At 40.8% G+C, this 20,888-nt stretch carries 19 protein-coding genes; 3 read left to right on the forward strand and 16 right to left on the reverse strand.

Features of this window, described 5'->3' with window-relative positions; translation table 11 throughout:
• Positions 1–262 precede the first annotated feature (262 nt).
• Positions 263–559 (forward strand): DUF2218 domain-containing protein, encoded by a 297-nt coding sequence (locus FTU65_RS03405; protein ID WP_180064973.1) that lies wholly within the window; start codon positions 263–265, stop codon positions 557–559.
• Positions 560–590: 31 nt separating this feature from the next.
• On the opposite strand, the gene FTU65_RS03410 is transcribed toward FTU65_RS03405, so the two are convergent.
• From FTU65_RS03410 to FTU65_RS03450, 9 genes are all read right to left on the reverse strand, one after another.
• Positions 591–1,652, reverse strand: a complete 1,062-nt coding sequence (locus FTU65_RS03410; RefSeq protein ID WP_180064974.1) for a M48 family metallopeptidase — start codon at positions 1,650–1,652, stop codon at positions 591–593.
• A 14-nt stretch (positions 1,653–1,666) separates the two neighbouring features.
• A complete protein-coding gene (locus FTU65_RS03415; RefSeq protein ID WP_180064975.1) occupies positions 1,667–2,773 on the reverse strand; it encodes a YjgN family protein in 1,107 nt (368 codons plus the stop codon).
• Positions 2,774–2,904: 131 nt separating this feature from the next.
• Positions 2,905–3,750 carry an S-formylglutathione hydrolase gene (gene fghA / locus FTU65_RS03420; protein ID WP_180064976.1) on the reverse strand — a complete coding sequence of 282 codons (846 nt, stop codon included), beginning with the start codon at positions 3,748–3,750 and terminating at the stop codon, positions 2,905–2,907.
• A gap of 28 nt (positions 3,751–3,778) precedes the next feature.
• Positions 3,779–5,170 carry a C13 family peptidase gene (locus FTU65_RS03425; protein ID WP_078192361.1) on the reverse strand — a complete coding sequence of 464 codons (1,392 nt, stop codon included), beginning with the start codon at positions 5,168–5,170 and terminating at the stop codon, positions 3,779–3,781.
• 125 nt (positions 5,171–5,295) lie between these two features.
• Positions 5,296–6,114: a class I SAM-dependent methyltransferase gene (locus FTU65_RS03430; RefSeq protein WP_218949637.1), complete on the reverse strand. Its 819-nt coding sequence runs from the start codon at positions 6,112–6,114 to the stop codon at positions 5,296–5,298.
• Entirely contained in the window at positions 6,108–6,932 is an 825-nt protein-coding gene (locus tag FTU65_RS03435; RefSeq protein WP_078191179.1) for an undecaprenyl-diphosphate phosphatase, read from the reverse strand. The genes FTU65_RS03430 and FTU65_RS03435 overlap by 7 nt, the downstream gene beginning before the upstream one ends.
• A gap of 12 nt (positions 6,933–6,944) precedes the next feature.
• The gene (tsaB, locus tag FTU65_RS03440) at positions 6,945–7,610 is read right to left on the reverse strand and encodes a tRNA (adenosine(37)-N6)-threonylcarbamoyltransferase complex dimerization subunit type 1 TsaB (RefSeq protein WP_180064977.1); all 666 of its coding nucleotides are present in this window, start codon (positions 7,608–7,610) and stop codon (positions 6,945–6,947) included.
• A 162-nt stretch (positions 7,611–7,772) separates the two neighbouring features.
• Complete coding sequence (locus FTU65_RS03445) at positions 7,773–8,303, reverse strand: gamma carbonic anhydrase family protein (RefSeq protein ID WP_180064978.1); 531 nt, start codon at positions 8,301–8,303, stop codon at positions 7,773–7,775.
• Between the two features lie 35 nt (positions 8,304–8,338).
• Entirely contained in the window at positions 8,339–8,947 is a 609-nt protein-coding gene (locus FTU65_RS03450; RefSeq protein WP_078191182.1) for a CoA pyrophosphatase, read from the reverse strand.
• 126 nt (positions 8,948–9,073) lie between these two features.
• On the opposite strand from FTU65_RS03450, the gene FTU65_RS03455 reads away from it, so the two are divergent.
• Positions 9,074–9,622 (forward strand): NUDIX hydrolase, encoded by a 549-nt coding sequence (locus tag FTU65_RS03455; RefSeq protein WP_180009934.1) that lies wholly within the window; start codon positions 9,074–9,076, stop codon positions 9,620–9,622.
• Between the two features lie 65 nt (positions 9,623–9,687).
• On the opposite strand, the gene FTU65_RS03460 is transcribed toward FTU65_RS03455, so the two are convergent.
• The 6 genes from FTU65_RS03460 to FTU65_RS03485 form a co-directional block, all read right to left on the reverse strand.
• Positions 9,688–11,703 carry a hypothetical protein gene (locus FTU65_RS03460; protein ID WP_180009925.1) on the reverse strand — a complete coding sequence of 672 codons (2,016 nt, stop codon included), beginning with the start codon at positions 11,701–11,703 and terminating at the stop codon, positions 9,688–9,690.
• A gap of 22 nt (positions 11,704–11,725) precedes the next feature.
• Positions 11,726–13,057: a putative pilus assembly protein FilE gene (gene filE, locus FTU65_RS03465; protein ID WP_257222579.1), complete on the reverse strand. Its 1,332-nt coding sequence runs from the start codon at positions 13,055–13,057 to the stop codon at positions 11,726–11,728.
• Positions 13,058–13,089: 32 nt separating this feature from the next.
• Positions 13,090–14,754, reverse strand: coding sequence for an OmpP1/FadL family transporter (locus FTU65_RS03470; protein WP_180005461.1), 1,665 nt, complete (start codon positions 14,752–14,754; stop codon positions 13,090–13,092).
• 12 nt (positions 14,755–14,766) lie between these two features.
• Positions 14,767–15,966, reverse strand: a complete 1,200-nt coding sequence (locus FTU65_RS03475) for a hypothetical protein (protein WP_180064979.1) — start codon at positions 15,964–15,966, stop codon at positions 14,767–14,769.
• 60 nt (positions 15,967–16,026) lie between these two features.
• Positions 16,027–16,860 carry a C39 family peptidase gene (locus FTU65_RS03480; RefSeq protein WP_180064980.1) on the reverse strand — a complete coding sequence of 278 codons (834 nt, stop codon included), beginning with the start codon at positions 16,858–16,860 and terminating at the stop codon, positions 16,027–16,029.
• A gap of 198 nt (positions 16,861–17,058) precedes the next feature.
• Entirely contained in the window at positions 17,059–18,027 is a 969-nt protein-coding gene (locus tag FTU65_RS03485) for a DUF6160 family protein (RefSeq protein WP_180064981.1), read from the reverse strand.
• A gap of 255 nt (positions 18,028–18,282) precedes the next feature.
• On the opposite strand from FTU65_RS03485, the gene FTU65_RS03490 reads away from it, so the two are divergent.
• Entirely contained in the window at positions 18,283–19,623 is a 1,341-nt protein-coding gene (locus FTU65_RS03490) for an anthranilate synthase component I family protein (RefSeq protein WP_180066353.1), read from the forward strand.
• A 118-nt stretch (positions 19,624–19,741) separates the two neighbouring features.
• Here FTU65_RS03490 and hisC read toward each other — a convergent pair whose 3' ends face one another.
• Complete coding sequence (hisC, locus tag FTU65_RS03495) at positions 19,742–20,839, reverse strand: histidinol-phosphate transaminase (RefSeq protein ID WP_180066355.1); 1,098 nt, start codon at positions 20,837–20,839, stop codon at positions 19,742–19,744.
• Positions 20,840–20,888 lie beyond the last annotated feature (49 nt).

Genomic DNA, 20,888 nt, shown 5'->3' on the forward strand with positions numbered 1-20,888 from the left:
GCCTAATGAGAAACATCGTTTCGTAAGAGTACCTCCAGCCGAAGGCTAATCCCTTTATTTAAGCCCTAGATGTAAGACTCCGTCGAATTGACTTAAATATCATTTTAAAAATGCAAAATTATTTTTTGCGTGCGTAACATCAGTGATTAATATGAATAAAGACCACTGCGGTAGAAACACAGCGTTGCATTTTTAGACTTAACGGGCATCTATGTACTTTGCTAAGTTAAAGGACTGACGACTTAATAATAAAATTGCATCTATGAAAAGTTCAACACACATCACCACCGCCCAAGCAGCACGTGTTGCTAAGCGCTTAGTTAATCATTGGAAACATAAATTTGAAGTCAATGAACAGATCATTGGAGAAAATACTGCATTCAAGATTCAACTACCCTCTGCAGAGGTCAACCTTTTACCACAAGCTGCTTTTTTAGATGTAGTAATTTCAGCCCAAGATCCAAGTGCAAATCTAGATCAATTGGAACATGTGGTTTTAGATCATTTGATCCGCATGGGGCAAGAAGAACTCAGTGCAACATGGCAACGCGAACCGTAGTCTCCGTCGCCATATTGTTAATTCCTTTCACTCAATGCTGATGTGATTGATAATTTCTAACTGCATCAATACGGGCTTTCGTTGCTGGATGTGACTCAAAGAAGTCTGTCCAAGATCTCTGATCTTTGGCAGTTCCATCTTTGGCATCTTTCTCTTTTGCTGTTTCAGCATCAGCTTCATCTTCCATACGTTGTAAGAAATTTGCAAAATGCGAAGTTGATATTTGATGTTTTGAAAGTTGTTTTAAGGCATATAAATCTGCTTCAGATTCAAAGTCTCGTGAGTAACTCGCACCCACCGCAGCTACCGGTAAATTGGTAAGAATGTCAGAGCCATCCCCCGTAATCATCAACAAAATAATACTGATGCCTAAACCTGACAAACTTTGCTGCAAACTATGGCGTTGAACTAAATGCCCCTGCTCATGTGCAAGTACACCAATTAACTCATAATCATTTTTCGCTAATTTAACCAACTCATCTGTCACGATAATGGTGTTATTGGGTATCGCCAATGCATTTGCACCAATACTGCCACCACCACGGAATAATAGCTTCGCAGGTCGATTCTCAGCCACCAATTGTTGATATTCTTGCTTCAGTTTGTCTTGGCGTGCTTGTGGCAATTTTGTAGGTTCAGTCATATCGATAATATATTTTTCCGCCTGATCCCCCCAACTCTTTAACGCTGTCTCAGGCAGTTGATTGGCCACCACATGCGACGCCGCAGGTATGCCCCATTTAATCAATACAAAAGCAAAAGCCACCACGAAAATCATACTAAAAATGATTAGAGAAGGTGAACGCTCTAATTTCCAAATCGAATGCCAACGCGACTTTACGTCGAGATTAAACCACTCTGGCAAAGGTTGATGAAACTCTAAACGAGCATCATCCTTTAACTCGATCACTGGCTGAATATCACCCAAAGCACCGATCAGCGTCATATCTTGATAGGTGTAATGCTGCGTTTGCTCTAGGTCTTGACCATAACGCACAATCACAGCATGTTCCCCATCTGCGCTGATTTGAGCAACAAAGGGTTTTGACACTTTCCCATCATAATAGGTTGCATTCACTACTGATGTTTTCATGTAATTCACCTGCGTTATAAGGAAATATCTAGGTCAAAAATATCGGATAATTCTTCAGCAATCGCATTGTGATCTTGCTGCATTTGATTTTGTAATTGGTCGGGATCATCGACCAACATTAAGTGCAAAGATTCAGTCTGATATTTATATAGTCGTACAACTGCCCATGGTGTCAGTAAACCGAGGCTAACCACTTTAGCCAACCAATTGCTCAAGACAATCCATGCATAACGCCATTGATTACAGTCCGTATGAAACTGACTGCGGCTCAACGTGGTGTTATTCCAAGTGGTAATAAAAATACGTGCAGCTGTGAGTGGCCAAATAAACATATAGCCAATCAAATACATACCAAAAATAATGAAGACATAAGATGCGTCATTTAAACCATCTGAACTACCAAACAGTATTGCAAAGATTACTGCCAGCAATGCACCAAAGCCCATAAACAGAAATAAAGGCACATACATGGCGCGCATATAATCGCCCCACGTATTATTCAGATTAAATTTCAACTGCCCCAGATACAAATGATTCAGACATTCACGTTTATATAACCAGACCGCAACTGGTGTAAACAATCCAAGGGTAAAGACAACCACCGCAAGACATTTAACAAAGCACCAATATGCGCTTTTATTTGTCCCTGAAAAAAAGAATCGGCTATTACTAAACTTACTGTTGCGAGCACGGAAACGAATCGTAGATCGAATGAGCCAAGGAACCGCAAAGAAGATCAGGACAAAGCCCGCTAAGAAAGCTTCCCAAGAATACTTTATAGCAAAAGAGAAACCACCATAGACCACTAACGCAATGATTCGTCCAACTAAAATTTTTGTAGGCAAACCGGTAAAGTCAAAACGACGCTGAAATACCCAAGTATTACCGTAAAAATAACGTAAACGGCGGACCTTTGCCCAAGGCGCATAAAGTCCAAGCGTGACAATCGTCAGTAAGATATTCACAATCCAAATACCGAAATATTCAGACGCATTACCTTTAAACCTAAAATGATAATTTCGCCCCAAAACATCAGCCTGTTCTGTCTCACCAAATAGACTCGGTGGATTCATCACGGGCAGCTCTGGCGGAAGCGGCGTTTCCAATTGTGAATTTTGCATAAGTACCCTAAATTATTTTTTTTGGTATGTCGAATTTATTCATTTGCATGGCAATGCTCATCACCATGCCTTATTTATACGTATATCAAAGCAAGCTGTGCCTCAATATTTTTTAAACACTGGCTTTAGAATTAATGAACCGCTGTTTGCAATTGGACAGCGTGAAATTGCAAATGATCATCCATAAAACTTTGAATAAAATAATAACCATGATCATAGCCTGCATGTTCACGCACTTCGAGTGGCTGCCCAACTTGCTCACACGCTTGCTTAAACAACATCGGATTTAACTGGCTATAAAATTGATCATCAATACCTTGGTCAATCAAAATGGCTTTAAACAAAGCCCCTTTAGATTTCACTAAAGCTGTAGCATCGTGCTGAAGCCACTGCTGTCGGTCTGAACCTAGATATTGATTAAAGGCTTTTTCGCCCCATGGACACTGACTCGGCGCACAAATCGGTGCAAAAGCAGAAACCGATTTAAACAGGTCAGGATGCTTCAACGCTAAAGTTAATGCCCCATGACCGCCCATACTATGTCCGAATATGCCAATCGCACCTTTTTGTACCGGAAATTCAGCCTGTACCAGCGAATACAATTCTTCAGTAAGAAAACGTTCCATTTGATAATGCTCGGCCCACGGTTGTTCCGTTGCATTAATATAAAAGCCTGCGCCTTGCCCAATATCCCAATGATCACCTTGTGCTACCTGTTCCCCACGTGGAGAAGTATCAGGGCTGATTAAAATCAGGCCAAGCTGCGCAGCTAAACGCTGAGCATGCGCTTTAATGGCAAAGGTTTCTTCAGTACAGGTTAATCCCGCCAAATAAAACAATGCAGGACACGCTTGGCCTTGTAAGGCTACTTCTGGCAGAAAAATACCAAACTTTGTCGCGGTCTTTAGACTTGAAGAATCCAATTGATAAATGCGCTGCTCACCAGCAAAACAAGTATTTCGTTGTACTAATTCCATGATCTTTATCCTAAACTTTTTTAATCTTTTAAGGCGTAACCGTCGTAGCCGGTGCAGTAGTTGTCGGCGGGAACAATCGTTGTTCTAATTGAGGCAACATTAATGCCATGTTTTTCCCCATCGACCACTGCGGTTCAGAAGGTTCGAAACCTTGCGCTGCTTCCCATTTCGCAACAGTCGCTTTGGTTTCATTAAATGCCGCTTGAATACTGGTCTGCTCACGCATCGCCTGATCAAAGAACGCTCGGCCAAAATAGGTGTATTCAGCTTCATTCGAACAGCCAAAAGACTGTCGATCAGCTGCCGATGCAGTAATAATTAAAGTATTATCATTTTGTAGTGCTGGAATAAAACTTCCTGAATAACATGAAGAAATCACAATCACACGCCAACGAATTCCGGACGCATCCAAGGCTTCTTTTAACCATTTAGGATCGACTTGCGCCAAATCCAAAGGTGCATTTTCCATTTCAAAGACATTTGGTAAACCATGTGAGGTCATATATAAAAATAAGACATCACTTTCTCGGTTCATCTGCTGACCGATACGACGCAGCGCCAACTCCATACTGGTTTTAGATGCCAGCGGAATTTCAGTGCGCGTTGCAGGGTTATTGATAAGCTCAACCGAACGTCCATAGGTGCCAAAACGTGTATCAAACTGTTCTTTAATCCGTTCAATTTCCAGTTTAAAGACATCTTGATAACTCGCACCCGCCACCCCTAAGAAGTACCAATGGGATTGGGCAAATTCACCATATTCCACTGCGTCTAAAGATTTATTGAGCAAACGGCTTTGTGCATAGAAGGCATCTTCAGCAAAGCTTGGTGGAACTTCTTCCACTTTCCAAATCGGCTGATCTTTGACTGAGACTTGCCACACGACCAAAGTAAATAGCGTCGCACCCATAATCAGTGCTCGCTCCCACCATGGCCATTTCAGCTCACGTGAAAATACCCAAACGACAGCCAGACTTTGCCAAACAAATAGAATAATGAATAACGTTGGAATGTAGTCATATAGGAAGTATGGGAGAAAATCGAGATCTCCCATATATTGAATCAAACATTGAAACAACATGATGTGCGTATCAAGCACCAACCAAAGTAATGCTGGGACCAACATTAACCGTGGATTATTCACACGTTGTGACAGAAAAATCCCCACGATTAAAGCAATAAATGGCCACAATGCATAACTTATAAGACCTTGAGCGTTAAATTCACCAATACGCCCCGTGCTGAGCCAACTAAATAAACTGTTGGCACAACCACCTAAAATCCCCCAAAACACCAATTGTAAAATCGATGGTCGAACGATTTGTAAAGAACGACGAGACCCCAAAAATAACCACATCCCCGCAGTTTGGTTGCTTTTAAAATCATGCCAAAAATTGATGGAGGGTTTGAAATCAATCATAGAGTTCTGATGGTGGCCTTGGCTCGCTTAATTGCACAAATAATTTTATGCCTGATGTCGTTTTTAGCAATGCTATTTTTTAACTATATAACAAATCTTTGAACAATATTGAAGCAAATATCATTTTAAGTCACAAGATCATGTTGGAAATATGCATCAAAGCGACAAGCATCACCTTGCCACTGATGTTGCGGCTCTTGATTCGCTAAAAAAACCGCCAATCGTGGACGTTTAACCACAACACGTTTAGCAATTTTTTGTGCTAAATCCAGTAAATTATCACCTAAATCCATTTCACCATCTTCAGGTAACAGTAAATGCAATAATTGCATTTGTTTTTTGACCTGAGCTTGCTTTTTGACGGCTTGCTGGTTTTGATCTCGCTGTGGAAACATCGGATCGAGATAAACCACATCAAAGATTTGATTGGTCGTCGACAAATGTTGCAAAAAGTCTGCCGAATCTGAAAAGACCAATTCAATTCGTGCCACAACCGAACTTAAAAATGCATCTTTCTGCGCACGTTGATGTGAGTCTTCCAATAAGGTAAATAAAATCGGATGACGTTCCACAAGAGTCACATGCGCACCCAGATGTGCCATCAATAAACTATCGTGCCCTAGCCCTGCGGTTGCATCTACAAGCTGTGGTTTTTCAGCCAAATTACACGCACGTGCAATCATCTCAGACTTTAAAGATGCTCGCTTTAAACGCCCCACTTCTGCTGTCCAATCGGGTTGCATCTTCATGCCATTGGCCGCTAACCACAAACCATCTGCATCGACACACAAACTAAGTTCAGGGTTTAAACGTAAAAAACGCGCGTTTAATTTTTCAATCAATTCAATATTTACAGATACACCACGTGAAGAAAGCACAGCAGAATACTGCTGTGCTTTCTCATGAAACTCTTGTTCTGTGTATAAGCGGATTTCGCTTACCATAATTTCCAGCCTGTAAATGCGAACAATAAAATCAATAAACCTGAAACAATTCGATACCACGCAAAAATCATGAAATCACGTTTTGCCACATAAGCGACAAGCGCACGAATTAAAATCAATGCAGAGACAAATGAAACGATTAAACCAACGGCAATTACAGTCCAATCTTGAGTGCCTTGAAATACATCATAGCTTTGATATAAATCCAGTAAACCTGCACCAACAATAACAGGAATACCCAAAAAGAATGAAAACTCAGTGGCTGCTTTACGAGAAACCCCTAAGAACATGGCACCAATAATGGTTGCACCTGAACGTGAAGTCCCTGGAATTAAAGATAAAACTTGAATTAAACCAATCCAAATCGCATCTTTAATGGTTAAATCTTCTACTTCTTTGGCACGCACTTGCGGTGGATTTTTTTCGATCCAAATAATGATCAAACCACCAATAATCAACCCCATAGCAATCGCAATGTTATTGAACAGCAGTTCTTTCACCGTCTGACCAAACGTCAAACCAATCAACACGATTGGAATCGAAGCGAGAATTAAGCCAAAACCTAAACGGCGACCTTTTTCTTCACCAGTCACCATACCGGTTGCTGCGCCCCACAGGCGGCCCCAGTATTCATAAATCACCGCCGCAATCGCACCCATTTGAATCGCGATCACGAAAACATCACTTTTTTCTTTGGTCCAGAAGTTCATTAATTCTGAAGCCAGAATCAAATGCCCTGTACTTGAAATCGGTAAAAATTCGGTAATACCTTCAACAATACCCATGATTGCCGCTTTGAGCAGCAGTAGAAGATCCATATATAACCCTAATTATGGCTTGCCTTGTTCTGAAATTTTCTTCCAGGCGTTATCTCGTAAATATACGGGCAATGCAAGTTCAGCACTCACCCATGCTTTTCTTTGCGCCGCTTCGCGGGCAATAGTAGCAATATCTTGTGCTGTTGCACTTAAGTCTTTGTATTGTGTTTGTTCTGATTGAATGAGCTCACTACCAGAACCCACGACAGTAAATTTGATCTGTGGTGTGGCATCTGCGTAACTTAATAGTTGTTCTTCATCTACAGCCTGCATAATGCCATTGGCATCGAGATGATAGCTGGCGATATACACTTCTTGCATGCGCGCATCAAGAACCGCCGTTACTTCAGTCAAACCATGTAGACGATGCGCCGCTTGAGCCAAAGCTTGTAAAGTCGAGACTGGAACAACAGGTACGTCATTGGCCCATGCCAAAGCCTGTGTTACCGCTGCATTAATACGAACACCACTAAATGAGCCAGGCCCACGACTAAATGCAATTGCAGTTAAATCCGCTAACTCAATAGCAGTTTGATTAAGCCCTTGCTCAATCATTGGGAGAATGGTTTGCGTCTGCGCTTTTGCCCGTAAATCGAGTTGAAAATAAAGCTCTTGAGTTTCATCTACAATCGAGACGGAACACTGCTCATTGGCAGTTTCCAATGCCAGTAATTTCATGCGCAACCTTAATTAAATTTAATCTTAAAAAACGTTGAATATGATACTCCACTCCATCGCAGTTCGCGAGATTTTCCACCACAGACTCAGCGCTTTCTGTATTTAATCTATAAAAAAGCCTCGACAAACGTCGAGGCTTTTTTGCTTACCCTGTATAGCGTTCTAAAGTTCAGCAACTTCGAGTTGAGTAAAATGTTTAAAATGAGCGGCATAGTGCAAGGCACTCATTTTTAGACGTACTTCGGCTTGTTCATCTAAAGTCTTGACGACTTTACCCGGTGAACCCATCACAACAGAATTATCCGGAATCACCTTCCCTTCTGGAATTAAAGCATTCGCACCAATGATGCAATTTTTACCAATCACAGCATGATTTAGAACCACGGCATTGATTCCGATCAGACTATTATCACCTACGGTACATCCGTGTAGCATGGCTTGATGCCCAATCGTGACATAATCACCAATGATCATTTCAATGCCCGCATCGGTATGCAGCACCGCATTTTCTTGTACATTGGTAAAATCACCCAGTTTGATACGACTGTTGTCCCCTCGAATGACGGCTCCGAACCAGACACTCACTTCTCGGCCTAATTCAACTTGCCCAATGACCGTTGCATTTTCTGCAACCCAACCATCCCAAGGTTGATGTGTGGCTTTCGGGCTATATCCTTGAAACTTGTACAACATGATCAAACATCCTATTTTGACTTTCTAAAAAAGGTTTAAGGCTCACGGCCCAAATGAAATGAAGGAGAATTTAATAAAAAAGGCCATTCTTTTTGATAATTCAAACCATATTGAAATAAGGAAATCAACATCCGTGCAGTCAAACCCCAAACGATTTCATTTTCAACTCTTAAACTGGGGAAATATAGTGATTGCTGGGCAAAACGAACTTCATACGGCGTTGGTGGCGTTTCTAAAAGCTGTCTTAATGATGCAAAAAAAATACGGTCAATTTCAGTGGGTTGAGGTATCAAATTTACGTCAGGCGGGATCAACCCCACGATCGGTTTAACCAACATCCCATTCCGTGCTTTTTGCATCGGTAAATCACCCAAAAGCTGCACATCAAATGGATTTAGAGCGGTTTCTTCTTGGGCTTCTCTTAACGCCACCACGATATTACTGGTGTCTTGGGCATCACGTTTGCCACCGGGAAAGGACACTTCACCGGCATGATTATTCATATAGAGTGAGCGGCGGGTCAATAAAATACGTGGATTATCTTCTTGGGTAATCGCAATCAATACAGCAGCATGCGCAGGTTGAATACGCTTAGAAAAACGTAAACTTTGCTGCAATCGCTGAGTCAATAAACCCTCATCCATCCACATTACATCCTTATAATTATCTTGTTTTCATCATAGCTGAATTTCGGCCAAGCTGGTTAGAAATGATGCCAAAGTTTTATTTTTAAGTTATTCTGACGGTTCACACAATCCATGACGATGAATATGAACTTTTGCTCAAACTGCGGACAAAAAACAAAAGAAGCGATCCCGCTTGGAGATCATCAGATACGCCGTATTTGTACCGCATGTGGGTTTATTCATTATGTGAATCCTAAAGTCATTTGTGGTGCTTTAGCCGTTTGGGACAATCAAGTTTTACTTTGCCGTCGTGCGATTGAGCCACGTTATGGGCTATGGACATTACCTGCTGGCTATATGGAACTCTATGAGACAATGGAGCAAGGTGCAGCGCGTGAAACTCGCGAAGAAGCTGAAGCAGAAGTCAATATTGAGCAACTGTATTGCATGTATAACATTCCCCGTATTGGGCAAATTTATGCCTTGTTCAAATCTGAACTAATCAATGGTGAGTTTGGTGCGGGTGATGAAACCATTGAATCTCGATTGTTTAGTGAAGAAGAAATTCCTTGGGATGATTTAGCCTTTCCAAGTGTGGAAAGAACGCTGCGGCATTATTTTGCTGACCGCAAAACAGGTCAATTTGAAATGCATCTCGAAACCCTTGGTACGCGACTCGATCACACAGGTTAATTTGCTGGTCTCTTGATTAAAAAACCCATCATAAGATGGGTTTTTATTTTACTCATATTTAACGATTATTTTGCCTTGATGGTGTAACAAGGGGCTAAATCTAAGGAAATATCACCGCCACTTAACTTCGCCGTTTGAGCAGCTGCAGTATCATTTGGATTTTTTAAGCTATAAATATAACTAAAGCTGGCCAAACTATTCCCCCATTTCACCACTTTATTATCCGAATCTGTCAAAGCAACGCCAGAGGGACGTGTGCCTGCATTGGCATTGATCATATTGTGTAACTGCACTAAAGCACCGCCCACAACCATTGAGGTGTCCGCTGAAGTTTTCACACTTGAGTTCATTCCAATTAACGCACCATCAAGCGTGTGGAAATATGGATCAGCTAAAATCATACGAATCGAAATGGTATTGGGATTAATATTCCCTTCAGGCGTAAAGGTACGGGTTGTCGTTCCGATACGGTATTGCTGTACACCTTTGTCATCTTTCATTAACAGTGGATCGAGCACATCTTTTCCACTACAGCCTTCCGTCGCGTGTGTAGACAAATCGACAATTTGACTATCTTGACGAGTAAATACATCATCTGGCACGCCAGATTTTATATTTGTGCGAATATCACCATTACGGTCAATCACCACACCCAATTTCACTGTTTTGATCGAGGTATCGGTAAATTTAAAGGTTAAATCTGCATATAACGGGAAGATATAATTTTGTCCAGCAGCAACATTTTCAACAGACTTAAAGACTTTTTTGTCTAAATACGACAGCGGATAGAGCTTGTATAAATCCATCGTGCCTTTAAATTGCACTTGGTTAATGTTTTGCTCCCATAGGCCTAATTTTTTCTTATCATCGGCCGTCAGAACATAATCGTCTTTTTTACCCATCAAAGTTTTATATAAACTTCCACCTGTACCGACCACCATTTTGTCGGCAAGTAGCGTCCCTTGTTTAATAATCAGCGGGCCAGAATTGGCTTCTTCCGCATCAAAACGGAAACCCAGTATGCCAGGTTTATCAATTTGCTTTGTAAGCGGATCAATCCAATTGTCCTGCGGCGTTGCTGTTAAACGTGTTGGTCGTACCTGTGTCAAGAGCAAGACATTCACACCACCAATGGTACTCAACTGTTGATCAACTTTGCCCTTCCACTGTAAACCACTACCAAAGGTCATACCTTGGCGGTCCGTCATTAACATGAAATGACCAAATAAATTGACTTTTGAACTATCGGTCGGCAAACATTCATTTTTATCACAGCCCACCAGTCCATTTGAACCACTGGCATTGGTAATCACGCCATCAGTTGAAAATAACGCAAACTCAGGCTGATATACCGCAGCCGTTGAGATATTCATGAGTTTTGAAACTAAGGTAAATGCATTTTCATTGCTGACTTCGGACAGGTCTAGCCAAGGTGTAAACAGGTCATTAAATTCCGTATCTGAACTGATACTGAAATCTGCTGTCGCGACATTTCGAGTGATTTGATCAATCAAAACTTTATCTGCATTGTTGATATAAACCGCTTGGATGTCTGTAGCTGTAACTGCGCTATTATTTTTCAATGCCAAGGCTTGAATGATTTTGGCTAAACGCATGGCCACTTTAACCGTTGCGTCGCTATTTGAAATCGTTGCAGCAGGTTTACCCGCGATGCCGGCAGCCAAATCCAATAAGGTCAAACGTGGGGGTGTCGTGCCACTGGCTACATTTGAAATTTGCTTCAAATCCACTTTACCCAAATCAATTCGACGTGATTTTTCACCTTGGACAAAGAAAGTTACCGTATCGCCAATCTTACAAGCACCTGTCGAAACACCTTCTTTTAGATCAAACAAGGTAATATAGGTATTTTTAACGTCGCTCGAACAATTAAAATTCAGACCTTCAATTGGATAATCTAAAACAAACTCGACACAGCCTTCGGTATTACTTTTACAAGTACCATTAGTCGTACTGGTATCATAAATTTCAGGATTCACATTTGCACTTTCACCGCCACAGCCACTGAGCGCTGCAACCAATGCCGTTAAAGCAAACGGTAATAAAATTTTATTTTTCATCCTAATTCTCTTTCTTATGTCCTTAACGGATTGCTGTTAATTTAAGTTGGCCTTGATTGGTTAATACGCGGCCATCGACGTCTATTGCTGTTGCTAAAGGCGTTAAGAATAAATACTGGCTACCTTTAGGCACTTGAATCACGCCTTCTATTTTTTCATGGTAAAGATGATCCGCTTCACCTTGGTTATTTTTGAATCCACCTGCGCCTTCCATGACACATCCATTTTTGTCTAAAAATACCGCAAATGGCCAATAAAATGTAGGATTTTGTACTTTGGATGCAAATGAATGTATACGAATATTTTGTAATGGTGATTTTAGTTTTACGACTTCGTAGTCAAATTCGTCCGACAATGGTGCTCGAGGCCATAAATTAATATCTTGAGCCAAGTCGAGCTCTTTGGCTTTCTTCATTTTTTTATTCGAAAAACATTGCTGACCTAAACCTTGAATGGTGTCAGCTTGTGAGACTCGATAATACGATGTGGCCAAAGTGATCGGCCCTGTATCTTCGGGTTGATTGCGTTTAAATAAATTATCAATGACGGAGCGACTGACACCTTTTTCACGTTCAATGGTTTGCATCCGCGTTTGCCCCATCTTGCTGTCAATAACGCCTTCGGGCATGGTGTAAAAGCGCTTTTTGCCTTCTAAGTTAAACTCTTTATCTTCAAGATATTCATTATTGACATACTTTTCACCAGCCATGGTCGAAAAGCCTTGCTCTTGTTTTGCCTTAGCCGATTGTTTTGAAGGATGATTTTCTAAGTTTTCACCTGAAGATTGTACGGCTTTATCAGTGCTAACAACTTTCTCAGCAAGGATCTTTTTTTCGACGATAGGTTTATCTTTTTCAGCCTGAACTTTGGCCTGATACGGAGCACTAGGTTGGGTTAGCTCTGATTGCTGTAACTTCTCTGTCCATGTTGTTGAAGGTAAGACTTTTGCTGAAGTATCTGACGCTTGTACTGACTTTTCAGATTTGGGAACTTTATCACCTGAGACGTTTTTAATTTTATCTATTGTGACAGCTTTAATTTCATCCCGTTTTTCCGGCTCACGTACACTTAAACGTTGAGACTTCAGTGATTCAACAGTCTGTGCTGTTGGACTCGTTTGACGTGTCATCGGTGTCTTGGTTTGAGACGGACTAATGCTTACAGATGGTTGAGTAATTTGTTGTACAGGTTGAGAGTCTATCGTTTTAGCAGTTGGACTTTCTTTAGGTTTCTTTGCTGGTTTTTCTTGCACTTGTACCACCATTGGGCGCCCATCTGGCCCAATAATGGTATGAAACGCTCCAGCGTTGGCATACGACACTTGCACCACAGACAGTGCAAGTAACGTTTTCATGAATAAAATCCTTTTCATTCTGTTTGCTTATCCTACCAACGAGTTCTGTAATTTAATCCTAGGATGGTGATTTTCGTATCGGTTTTTACATTCAGTCCAGCATATGGGTTTAAAAGTAAATTATTCACACCGGTTAAGTTTGCAAGACTACTAGTATTCGCTGGAATGTTATCTTTACTGCGTAAAAAGCCGATTGATAAATCTAAATCCGTATCTGCATCAAAACGATATCCAATCCCCATACCAAAGAGCTGCGCACCATTAATCGGGACCATGGTATTTCGCTTACCATCAGGAATAGACGTACTCCTTGGTTCATAGCCTGCACGTAATTTCAAACGATCTGTTGCAGAATATTCAATACCAATACCCCAGTTCCAAGGCGATGTAAATTTCAAAGGTAAGGCCAAAGAATTATCAGTCACATTTTCAGATAATAATTTTGCAATTTTCAGCGCTGAAATTTGACGGTCGAATTCAAAACGGAATTTGTCCCAAGCACGATAATCGGTCCAGCCCACATCAAAATTGATTTGTAAATCAGGCATAACCTTATATTTGATCCCCGCCTGTACATGCTGTGGATATTCAAAATCCATCGAAACCAAACCCGACTCCGAGTTTGGCACAGCATTTGGGAAACCTAAAATTGCAGCTAAAATTTGACCTGTTGGTGATGACATTAATCCCTTAATCATCTCCTGAGGTGCTTTCGCATTTTGTATGCGATAACGACCTTTCATGCGCATTTTCGCTGCACTTTGGTACACCATACCAAAACTAAAATCTTCGCGTGGCTCCCACAAAACCCCTAAGTTGTAACTTGGGCTCAGTGACTGCTCTAAAGCCAATTCCATCTGACCAAATTTGCCAAATGGATTCATCCCTTCTTCGGTATTACACATCCCCAATAGCAAGATGTCGGTAATAATGTCCGAATTTTCCTTAAATGGTGTACAGACGACTTCATCAATCATCCTTAACATGCCGATCAATTCATTGGGAAATCGCAGGTCAGATTTCAATCCAATGGCTTGATAGGACATCCCCACACCACCACCAATCGATAGCTCATCACTGACTTGATAGCCTACTGTTGGCGATAGATAAGTAATACGCTCTAGAGCAACTTGTTGCCCCATGAAATTACCTGGGTTACCATTTTCAGCACCAAAACCCGCAATCAAAGGTGCATAAACAGCTGATGCGAATGTTGCTTTAGAACCCGGTGGATTGTAGGCAATCCCCATCGTTGGCGCGGCAATGGGTTGTCCAGCACCAAAATCCACCATCTTTTTTAAGACAGGTACATATAAGGATGCATATTCAACATCACCAGAAACCTTATCTTTAAAGTCCGTACAAATATCAGCCGTCACTTCAGGACCATCATTACAGACTAATGGATCATCTGAATAACCAAAAACGTTATAACCCGCAGGAACGGTAAATTCACGTTGAATATCAAAGTTTGCAATGATGCCCTGCATATCTGTTTGCAAACCTTCAATCTTAGTTAATGCTGCAGGGTTAAAATGTACTGCACTAATTCCTGGAGGATCCGCAGTTACTGCATTACCTAATGCAAGTGACCGTACATCAACTGAAAGGTTGGTACCCAATTGTGCAAAAGCAGCACTAGAACAGCCCGTTAAAACGATCGCACTAACAAGTGGGCTGAGTCGAATTTTACGCATACGACAGCCCTCTTAACGAAGTTTTTTTCCAAAACCTAGAATATCCAACGGGAAAGACAACCCTAATGACACATCTGGTGCATCTTCAGTTAAACCTAACCCCACCGTACCATTCACAATGGTCTCTGGAGATACACGTACACCTAAAGAAATCGCTAGAGTTGAACTGGTTTGGTCTGCAGGTGAATAGGATTCGCCACTGCTATACGTAAATTCTGCGCCGGTATTGAAACTTTGTTGATATGACATGGTAAGGGAAACATCGTAGTTAAACGAGTATGCAAAACCGAATGCAAAACCGCCACTAATCCCCGGTTCAAACTCTTCAATGACTCGCGAACCACGACGTTGGTTTAAGTCAGTTTCTTTGAAACCATAGTTTGCCGAGACGGATGCAAACAACACAACGGGATCAATATATTTACGTGTGCTGGCACCGATACCTGCAGAATAGTAACCTTTACCTGTTGCTAGATCATTTACAGCATTAATTTCGTATGGACTATCACCAGTTTTCGTGGACAAATTACCAAATAAAATAAGAGGCAAACGACCTTGCTTCAGTGGGAATGGTTCCCAGCGTGCGCCTAAAGAAATATCCCCTAAACCTGCAGTTGAAGTATCTTTTAATAAATCAGTTTTCGCCACTAAAGGCAAAGATGCAGAGAATGTCAAATTATCCATTACACCGTATTGCACGGTAAATGTATTGGTCATTGAGTGTGTTGCATTTTCTTGTACACGTAGTTGATAAAGCTGGCCTTGTGCCATTTCCATATCAAGCTGTGTATCACGGTAATAGGTGTAATCTATATCGTAAAAAGATGATATTTCACCTTTTTTAATCAATGAATACTGACGTTCATTCGAGCTAAATACTTCCTGTAAATTCGCTTCTTGGCTCGCATCACCTTCTTGTTGCTGAAGTGCTGTCGATGCTTTTTCATTGGCAGGAGCGACTTCGGATTGTGGCATTTCAGCTTGTACGGGCTCTTCTACAGATTCATACTGTCCAATTTCTGGCTCGGCAGCAGCTTCTTGTGCATTATCAGCTTGGTTTACAGTAGCAGGAGATACAGACTCTTCTACGACTGTCTCTTGTTCAACTGGATCATATTCTCCAAGGCTTGGCTCTTCAGCTGCATAGGCAACCCCCATCACCACCTGAATACTCATGGCTAGTAGTGTTTTGTTCATCCATTTACGATTCATGTTCCTTCCCACCGTTGTTATTTTTTTAATCCTGACACTTTGTTATACGCTTTCATCTAATTATTTACTCTTGTAGTAAAGCCTTAGAAAGTTGTAATTCGATTTACCATAAGACTCCGACTCTTCATTCATGTTTTTATCAAGTCGTATCGTAGATGCCTTGTCTGCAATTTTTTCCATGTAAAACTGCGGATATTGAATATCAACCAATGCATAACGGTTGACGGTTGCATCTTCAACATGTCGCAAGTCTGAATCTTGCAAAGCTAATAAATTTTTACGTTGCTCAGGCGCAACGTTGATTAAGAATAATGTGTTGTTTTCCCATATTTCTTGGAATCTAACTTCATCGAAACTGATATTGCCCAGTGCTGGATCTGCAACATAAACACGCCCATCTTTATAGGCTTTAAAAACCACAAAATGTTTAAAACCAGCATATGAAATGGGAACAATCGCAGGCTGACCTTGCTTAACTAGATCTGAAAACTCCCCTTTGTAGCCCCCACTGTCTAGCCCGACAGCAGCGACAAAACGTTTCATGTCTAATAAGGAGAAACTTCGACGTTCGATAATTTTTTCAGTTTCACCAAATTTCAGCAAACCATTCATGGTCTGTTGCTCAGTTAGCTGTGTCCCTACATAACCATTTAATAAAGTCGTTAAAGCTGCTGAACCACAGCTATAGTCATAGGCTTGCCGAACGATGCCTCGAAATTGATCTTCAATGGCAGGTTTAATTTTTACAGTTTCACGGTGCATCCGAGTAAAGGAATCATTTCGTGAATCCAATGTTTCGGTATAGTGAACTGTTCCCACTGGCTTTTCTTTTAAATCAAAGGACTCTTTGGCAAAGTAATACATCAATGCCGAGCCTACAGCTATCTCTAACATATCTTCTAACTTTTAGTTATCGGCAATGATGTGCCTTTTTTCATTATTTTTTAGAGCTAAAGCTCTACATCCATGTATTATGCAAGATACCTTTTTTTTTATAAAAAAACAGCATTTTTTTATGCTTTATTGGGTCATTCCGCACATTTTTGTAAAAAAAAGCGCGTGATCAACACGCGCCTTATTTTTTGTTCTAAATTACTTACTAGAAATTGTAATTACAGAACCTGGAGTATAAGCACCTAAAGAAGGGCTATAATATGTCTGCAAACCTTGAACCTCGATATCACCAATTGAACCAGCATCACGGCTACCTAAATGAACACCTCTCACATAGTTATCAATTGGTCCAGAGTTGCTTACCATTTGAATATAACCATTGTTTGTGCCTTCTTTACCATAAATACGAACATCTTGATTAATGGTTAAGTCAGTTTTACCAGCATCAGCAACTTTGATGCTTTCGATAAAGATTTCACCTGCTTCACGTGTAGCGGTTTTAGTTGATGCATCAAGGATACCTAGATCTTTAATTTCTAAACCACCCTTCATAGTTGTACTCAGTTTAATCATAGCCCCTTGTGGAGCAGCACCTAACTGAACATTAGCAGTCATTGGTCCAGTTTTTAGAGAAAGACCAGATAAAATTGCATTGTAGTTTGCATCTGTACCTTCAAGCTTACCACCACGGCGAATGCCTGTAGTACCAGCTGTACCAGATGCTGTTACACCAATTTCACCAATTTTAATATCTAAACCAGAAACATCAGCTGCGATGTTAATGAATGCACCATTTGCACCTGTACCGGCATCAGTATCGATACGTAAATCAGCTAGATTACCAGTTTTTAAAAGATAAGCACCACCGTTTTCATAGTTTGCACCAATGATGATACCTTTGTTTTCTAAATCATCGCCCTTAATACCGTTACCTTTAATAACGATCGCACCAGCAGTACTTGTACCACCCTTAGCTGTATCCGTTAAACCGTCGTTATCGTGAATGAAAAGCTTTTCAATTTCAACTTTTGAAATACCAATCCCGATGTTAATACCATCTTGACCAGTGGTAGAACTAAGTGCAGCATCGTCCATTGCTTGCATAGCCATAGCATTCGCACTAAATGCGATTGAAGAAACTAGAGCTAATTTAGTGAAATTTTTCATACGGTACTCTCCCAAGAGTATTTATTTTTTTTGATTTTCAACCACTCGATTTATTCAGCTGTAATATTATTTTGTGACAACTGTTAAATCTTTCCTTGAGTTGTTTGCTCGCTCGATTAAATTATATCCAAGCTGAAATTTGTTCAACTGTCGTTGGTCGCAATCTAGTTCTTACCGATAAACGGTATTTGCAAACCAAATGAATTAGGAATGGTATAAAATCCATTTTAGTCTTTAAATTTAATTTCTCTGTTGATGCAAAAACCGATTTCTTTTAAAAAAATTATTCTCAAACAAACTGTTAGTGCTCAAATTATTTTGCAAGCGCTTGCACCCTTGTCACATGTGATTTTTTTAGAAGATCAAAACCAACCTGTTATTTGCTTTTTGGCAAATCAATATCAACAATTGAAGAATGATGAACTTAAAGCTTATGTCCGTACCAATTTAGATCAATATGAGGAATCTGATACTCAGCCCTTGCAAAATATTGCCTTCCAAGATTTATGTTCAAACTTAGGCAGTGGGTTTTCTGGGGGCTGGGCTGGCTTTATTAGCTATGATTATGCAGCGCAGCAACAGATTTCCTTGCACGCCAAAGCGCAACCTCGCTTGTTTTTAGGACAATTTTCCAGTTTTTTAAAATTAGAGAATGATGGTTGGTATTTTTATAGTTCAGATCATTCTGCAGCTAAGATTTACGACTACATTGATCACATAATTCAAACCGAGATCACTCAGAATCAATTTAAATTAAGACAAAAATGTACTGCAAGATGGTCTAAGTCAGACTACACGAAAGCCTTTGATCAAGTGCAGGAATATATTAAAGCGGGTGATTGCTATCAAATTAATTTAACCCAAGAGTTCACAGCTCAAGCAAACGGTTCACTCTTAGATACCGCTCAAGAATTTTGGTCACTGACTGATGCACCATATTCAGGCTACTTACGTATTAATGATTTTGAAATTTTAAGTTGTTCGCCTGAACTTTTTATAGATTTTAAGCCTAAACGCAAGATTATTACTAAACCAATCAAAGGCACGATGCCTCGCTATGAAGATCCAATTTTAGATGAGCAGTCAAAACAACGGTTAAAATCATCTGAAAAAGACATGGCTGAGAATGTCATGATTGTCGATTTACTGCGCAATGATTTGAGTATTTATGCAGAAACAGGTTCTGTAAAAACACCTAAACTTTTTGATATTGAAAGTTTTAACCAAGTGCATCATATGGTCAGTGAAGTTGAGGCAGTGCTGAAAACAGATGTAAACCCTTTTGAAGTTCTGATGTCTGCCCTGCCAGGCGGTTCGATTACCGGCGCACCCAAAATCCGTGCGATGCAAATCATTGAAGAACTTGAAGGCGCCCCGCGCGGCGCCTATTGCGGCTCAATGGGCTATTTTAATCACGGAGGCACGGGATCTTGGAATATTTTGATCCGCTCTATTCAAAAATACCAAGATCAGGTTTCGCTGTGGGCCGGCGGCGGAATCACCATCGCATCAGATTGCGATGCTGAATATCAAGAATGCTTTGATAAAGTCGAAGCCATGCTGGATTTGTTAAATACCTGGTATAAGCCAGATTAAACAAAAAAAGCGATTCAATTGAATCGCTTTTTTATAACCCTCCCCTTGCGAAGCAGTGCTTCTCACCTTTTCAAAAGGAAGATTAGGGTAGATTTAAATTTATAGTAGCTTGCAGCAATCAAGCCAAAATATCGTTTTTAAGCGTATCCACAAGGCGCTGATTTTGTTCATCTGTACCAATGGTGATCCGCAGGAACTGATTAATCCGCGGCTTATTGAAGTAACGCACAATAATTCCGCGTTCGCGCAATTCAGCAGCCAACTCACTTGCATCTTTATTAGGCAATGATGCAAAAATAAAGTTTGCCGCAGAGGGTAATACTTTAAAGCCCAGCTCAGAAAGCTGCTCTACAAGTTTTTCACGGCTCACAATCACCTTGGCATTTTGCGCTTCAAAATACGCTTGATCCTCAAATGACGCCACGGCTGCTGCAATCGCAAAACGGTCCATCGGATAAGAGTTAAAGCTGTTTTTTACCGCTTCAAGCGCTGCGATTAAATGCGGCTGCGCAATCGCGAAACCAACGCGCAAACCGGCAAGTGAACGCGACTTAGACGTCGTTTGACAAACCACAAGGTTTTCATATTTCGCAACCAAAGCCACAGCAGATTCCGCACCGAAATCGACATACGCTTCATCAATCACAACCACTGAATTCGGATTGGCTTGCAACACTTCCTCAATTGCAGACAAACCTAAAGCAATACTCGTAGGCGCATTCGGATTGGTAATAATGATGCCACCATTCGGCTGTTTATAGTCATCCACCACAATTTCAAAGTCATCGTTCAGGGGCAAAATTTTAGTATTGGCAGCTATACCAAAAAATTGGCTATATACCGGATAAAAACTGTAGGTAATGTCAGGATACAGAACCGGCAGTTCTTGCACAAAAAAGGCTTTAAAAATGTGCGCCAGCACTTCGTCCGAGCCATTGCCGACAAAGACCTGCTCAACAGGTACTTGCTGCTGTTTTGCAATCGCTTGCTTTAACTCAGACGCATCTGGATCTGGATATAAACGTAAAACATCAGCAGAATTTGCCAACACTTTTTGTACTGCTTCCACCACTTTTGGCGATGGCGGATACGGGTTTTCATTGGTATTGAGTTTTAAAATATTTTGGATTTTAGGCTGTTCACCCGGTGTGTACGGTTCTAATTCACGTACATCAGGGCTCCAAAAACGCATTTGTTCAGAGGTAATATTTGGCATTTTATTTTGCTCTTTTTCACCCTCTCCTAACCTCTCTTGCACTTCGCTT

The sequence above is a fragment of the Acinetobacter sp. YH12129 genome (assembly GCF_013418685.1).
Taxonomy (GTDB): domain Bacteria; phylum Pseudomonadota; class Gammaproteobacteria; order Pseudomonadales; family Moraxellaceae; genus Acinetobacter; species Acinetobacter amyesii.

What these genes read in the sequence shown, in the direction of transcription:
- FTU65_RS03445 (WP_180064978.1), bottom strand. Translation starts at nt 8,303, where the DNA reads ATGTTGTACAAGTTTCAAGGATATAGCCCGAAAGCCACACATCAACCT.
- fghA (WP_180064976.1), bottom strand. Translation starts at nt 3,750, where the DNA reads ATGGAATTAGTACAACGAAATACTTGTTTTGCTGGTGAGCAGCGCATT.
- tsaB (WP_180064977.1), bottom strand. Translation starts at nt 7,610, where the DNA reads ATGAAATTACTGGCATTGGAAACTGCCAATGAGCAGTGTTCCGTCTCG.
- FTU65_RS03415 (WP_180064975.1), bottom strand. Translation starts at nt 2,773, where the DNA reads ATGCAAAATTCACAATTGGAAACGCCGCTTCCGCCAGAGCTGCCCGTG.
- filE (WP_257222579.1), bottom strand. Translation starts at nt 13,057, where the DNA reads ATGAAAACGTTACTTGCACTGTCTGTGGTGCAAGTGTCGTATGCCAAC.
- FTU65_RS03490 (WP_180066353.1), top strand. Translation starts at nt 18,283, where the DNA reads ATGCAAAAACCGATTTCTTTTAAAAAAATTATTCTCAAACAAACTGTT.
- FTU65_RS03425 (WP_078192361.1), bottom strand. Translation starts at nt 5,170, where the DNA reads ATGATTGATTTCAAACCCTCCATCAATTTTTGGCATGATTTTAAAAGC.
- FTU65_RS03455 (WP_180009934.1), top strand. Translation starts at nt 9,074, where the DNA reads ATGAACTTTTGCTCAAACTGCGGACAAAAAACAAAAGAAGCGATCCCG.
- FTU65_RS03475 (WP_180064979.1), bottom strand. Translation starts at nt 15,966, where the DNA reads ATGAATCGTAAATGGATGAACAAAACACTACTAGCCATGAGTATTCAG.
- FTU65_RS03480 (WP_180064980.1), bottom strand. Translation starts at nt 16,860, where the DNA reads ATGTTAGAGATAGCTGTAGGCTCGGCATTGATGTATTACTTTGCCAAA.
- FTU65_RS03410 (WP_180064974.1), bottom strand. Translation starts at nt 1,652, where the DNA reads ATGAAAACATCAGTAGTGAATGCAACCTATTATGATGGGAAAGTGTCA.
- hisC (WP_180066355.1), bottom strand. Translation starts at nt 20,839, where the DNA reads ATGCCAAATATTACCTCTGAACAAATGCGTTTTTGGAGCCCTGATGTA.
- FTU65_RS03485 (WP_180064981.1), bottom strand. Translation starts at nt 18,027, where the DNA reads ATGAAAAATTTCACTAAATTAGCTCTAGTTTCTTCAATCGCATTTAGT.
- FTU65_RS03435 (WP_078191179.1), bottom strand. Translation starts at nt 6,932, where the DNA reads ATGGATCTTCTACTGCTGCTCAAAGCGGCAATCATGGGTATTGTTGAA.
- FTU65_RS03460 (WP_180009925.1), bottom strand. Translation starts at nt 11,703, where the DNA reads ATGAAAAATAAAATTTTATTACCGTTTGCTTTAACGGCATTGGTTGCA.
- FTU65_RS03450 (WP_078191182.1), bottom strand. Translation starts at nt 8,947, where the DNA reads ATGGATGAGGGTTTATTGACTCAGCGATTGCAGCAAAGTTTACGTTTT.
- FTU65_RS03430 (WP_218949637.1), bottom strand. Translation starts at nt 6,114, where the DNA reads ATGGTAAGCGAAATCCGCTTATACACAGAACAAGAGTTTCATGAGAAA.
- FTU65_RS03470 (WP_180005461.1), bottom strand. Translation starts at nt 14,754, where the DNA reads ATGCGTAAAATTCGACTCAGCCCACTTGTTAGTGCGATCGTTTTAACG.
- FTU65_RS03405 (WP_180064973.1), top strand. Translation starts at nt 263, where the DNA reads ATGAAAAGTTCAACACACATCACCACCGCCCAAGCAGCACGTGTTGCT.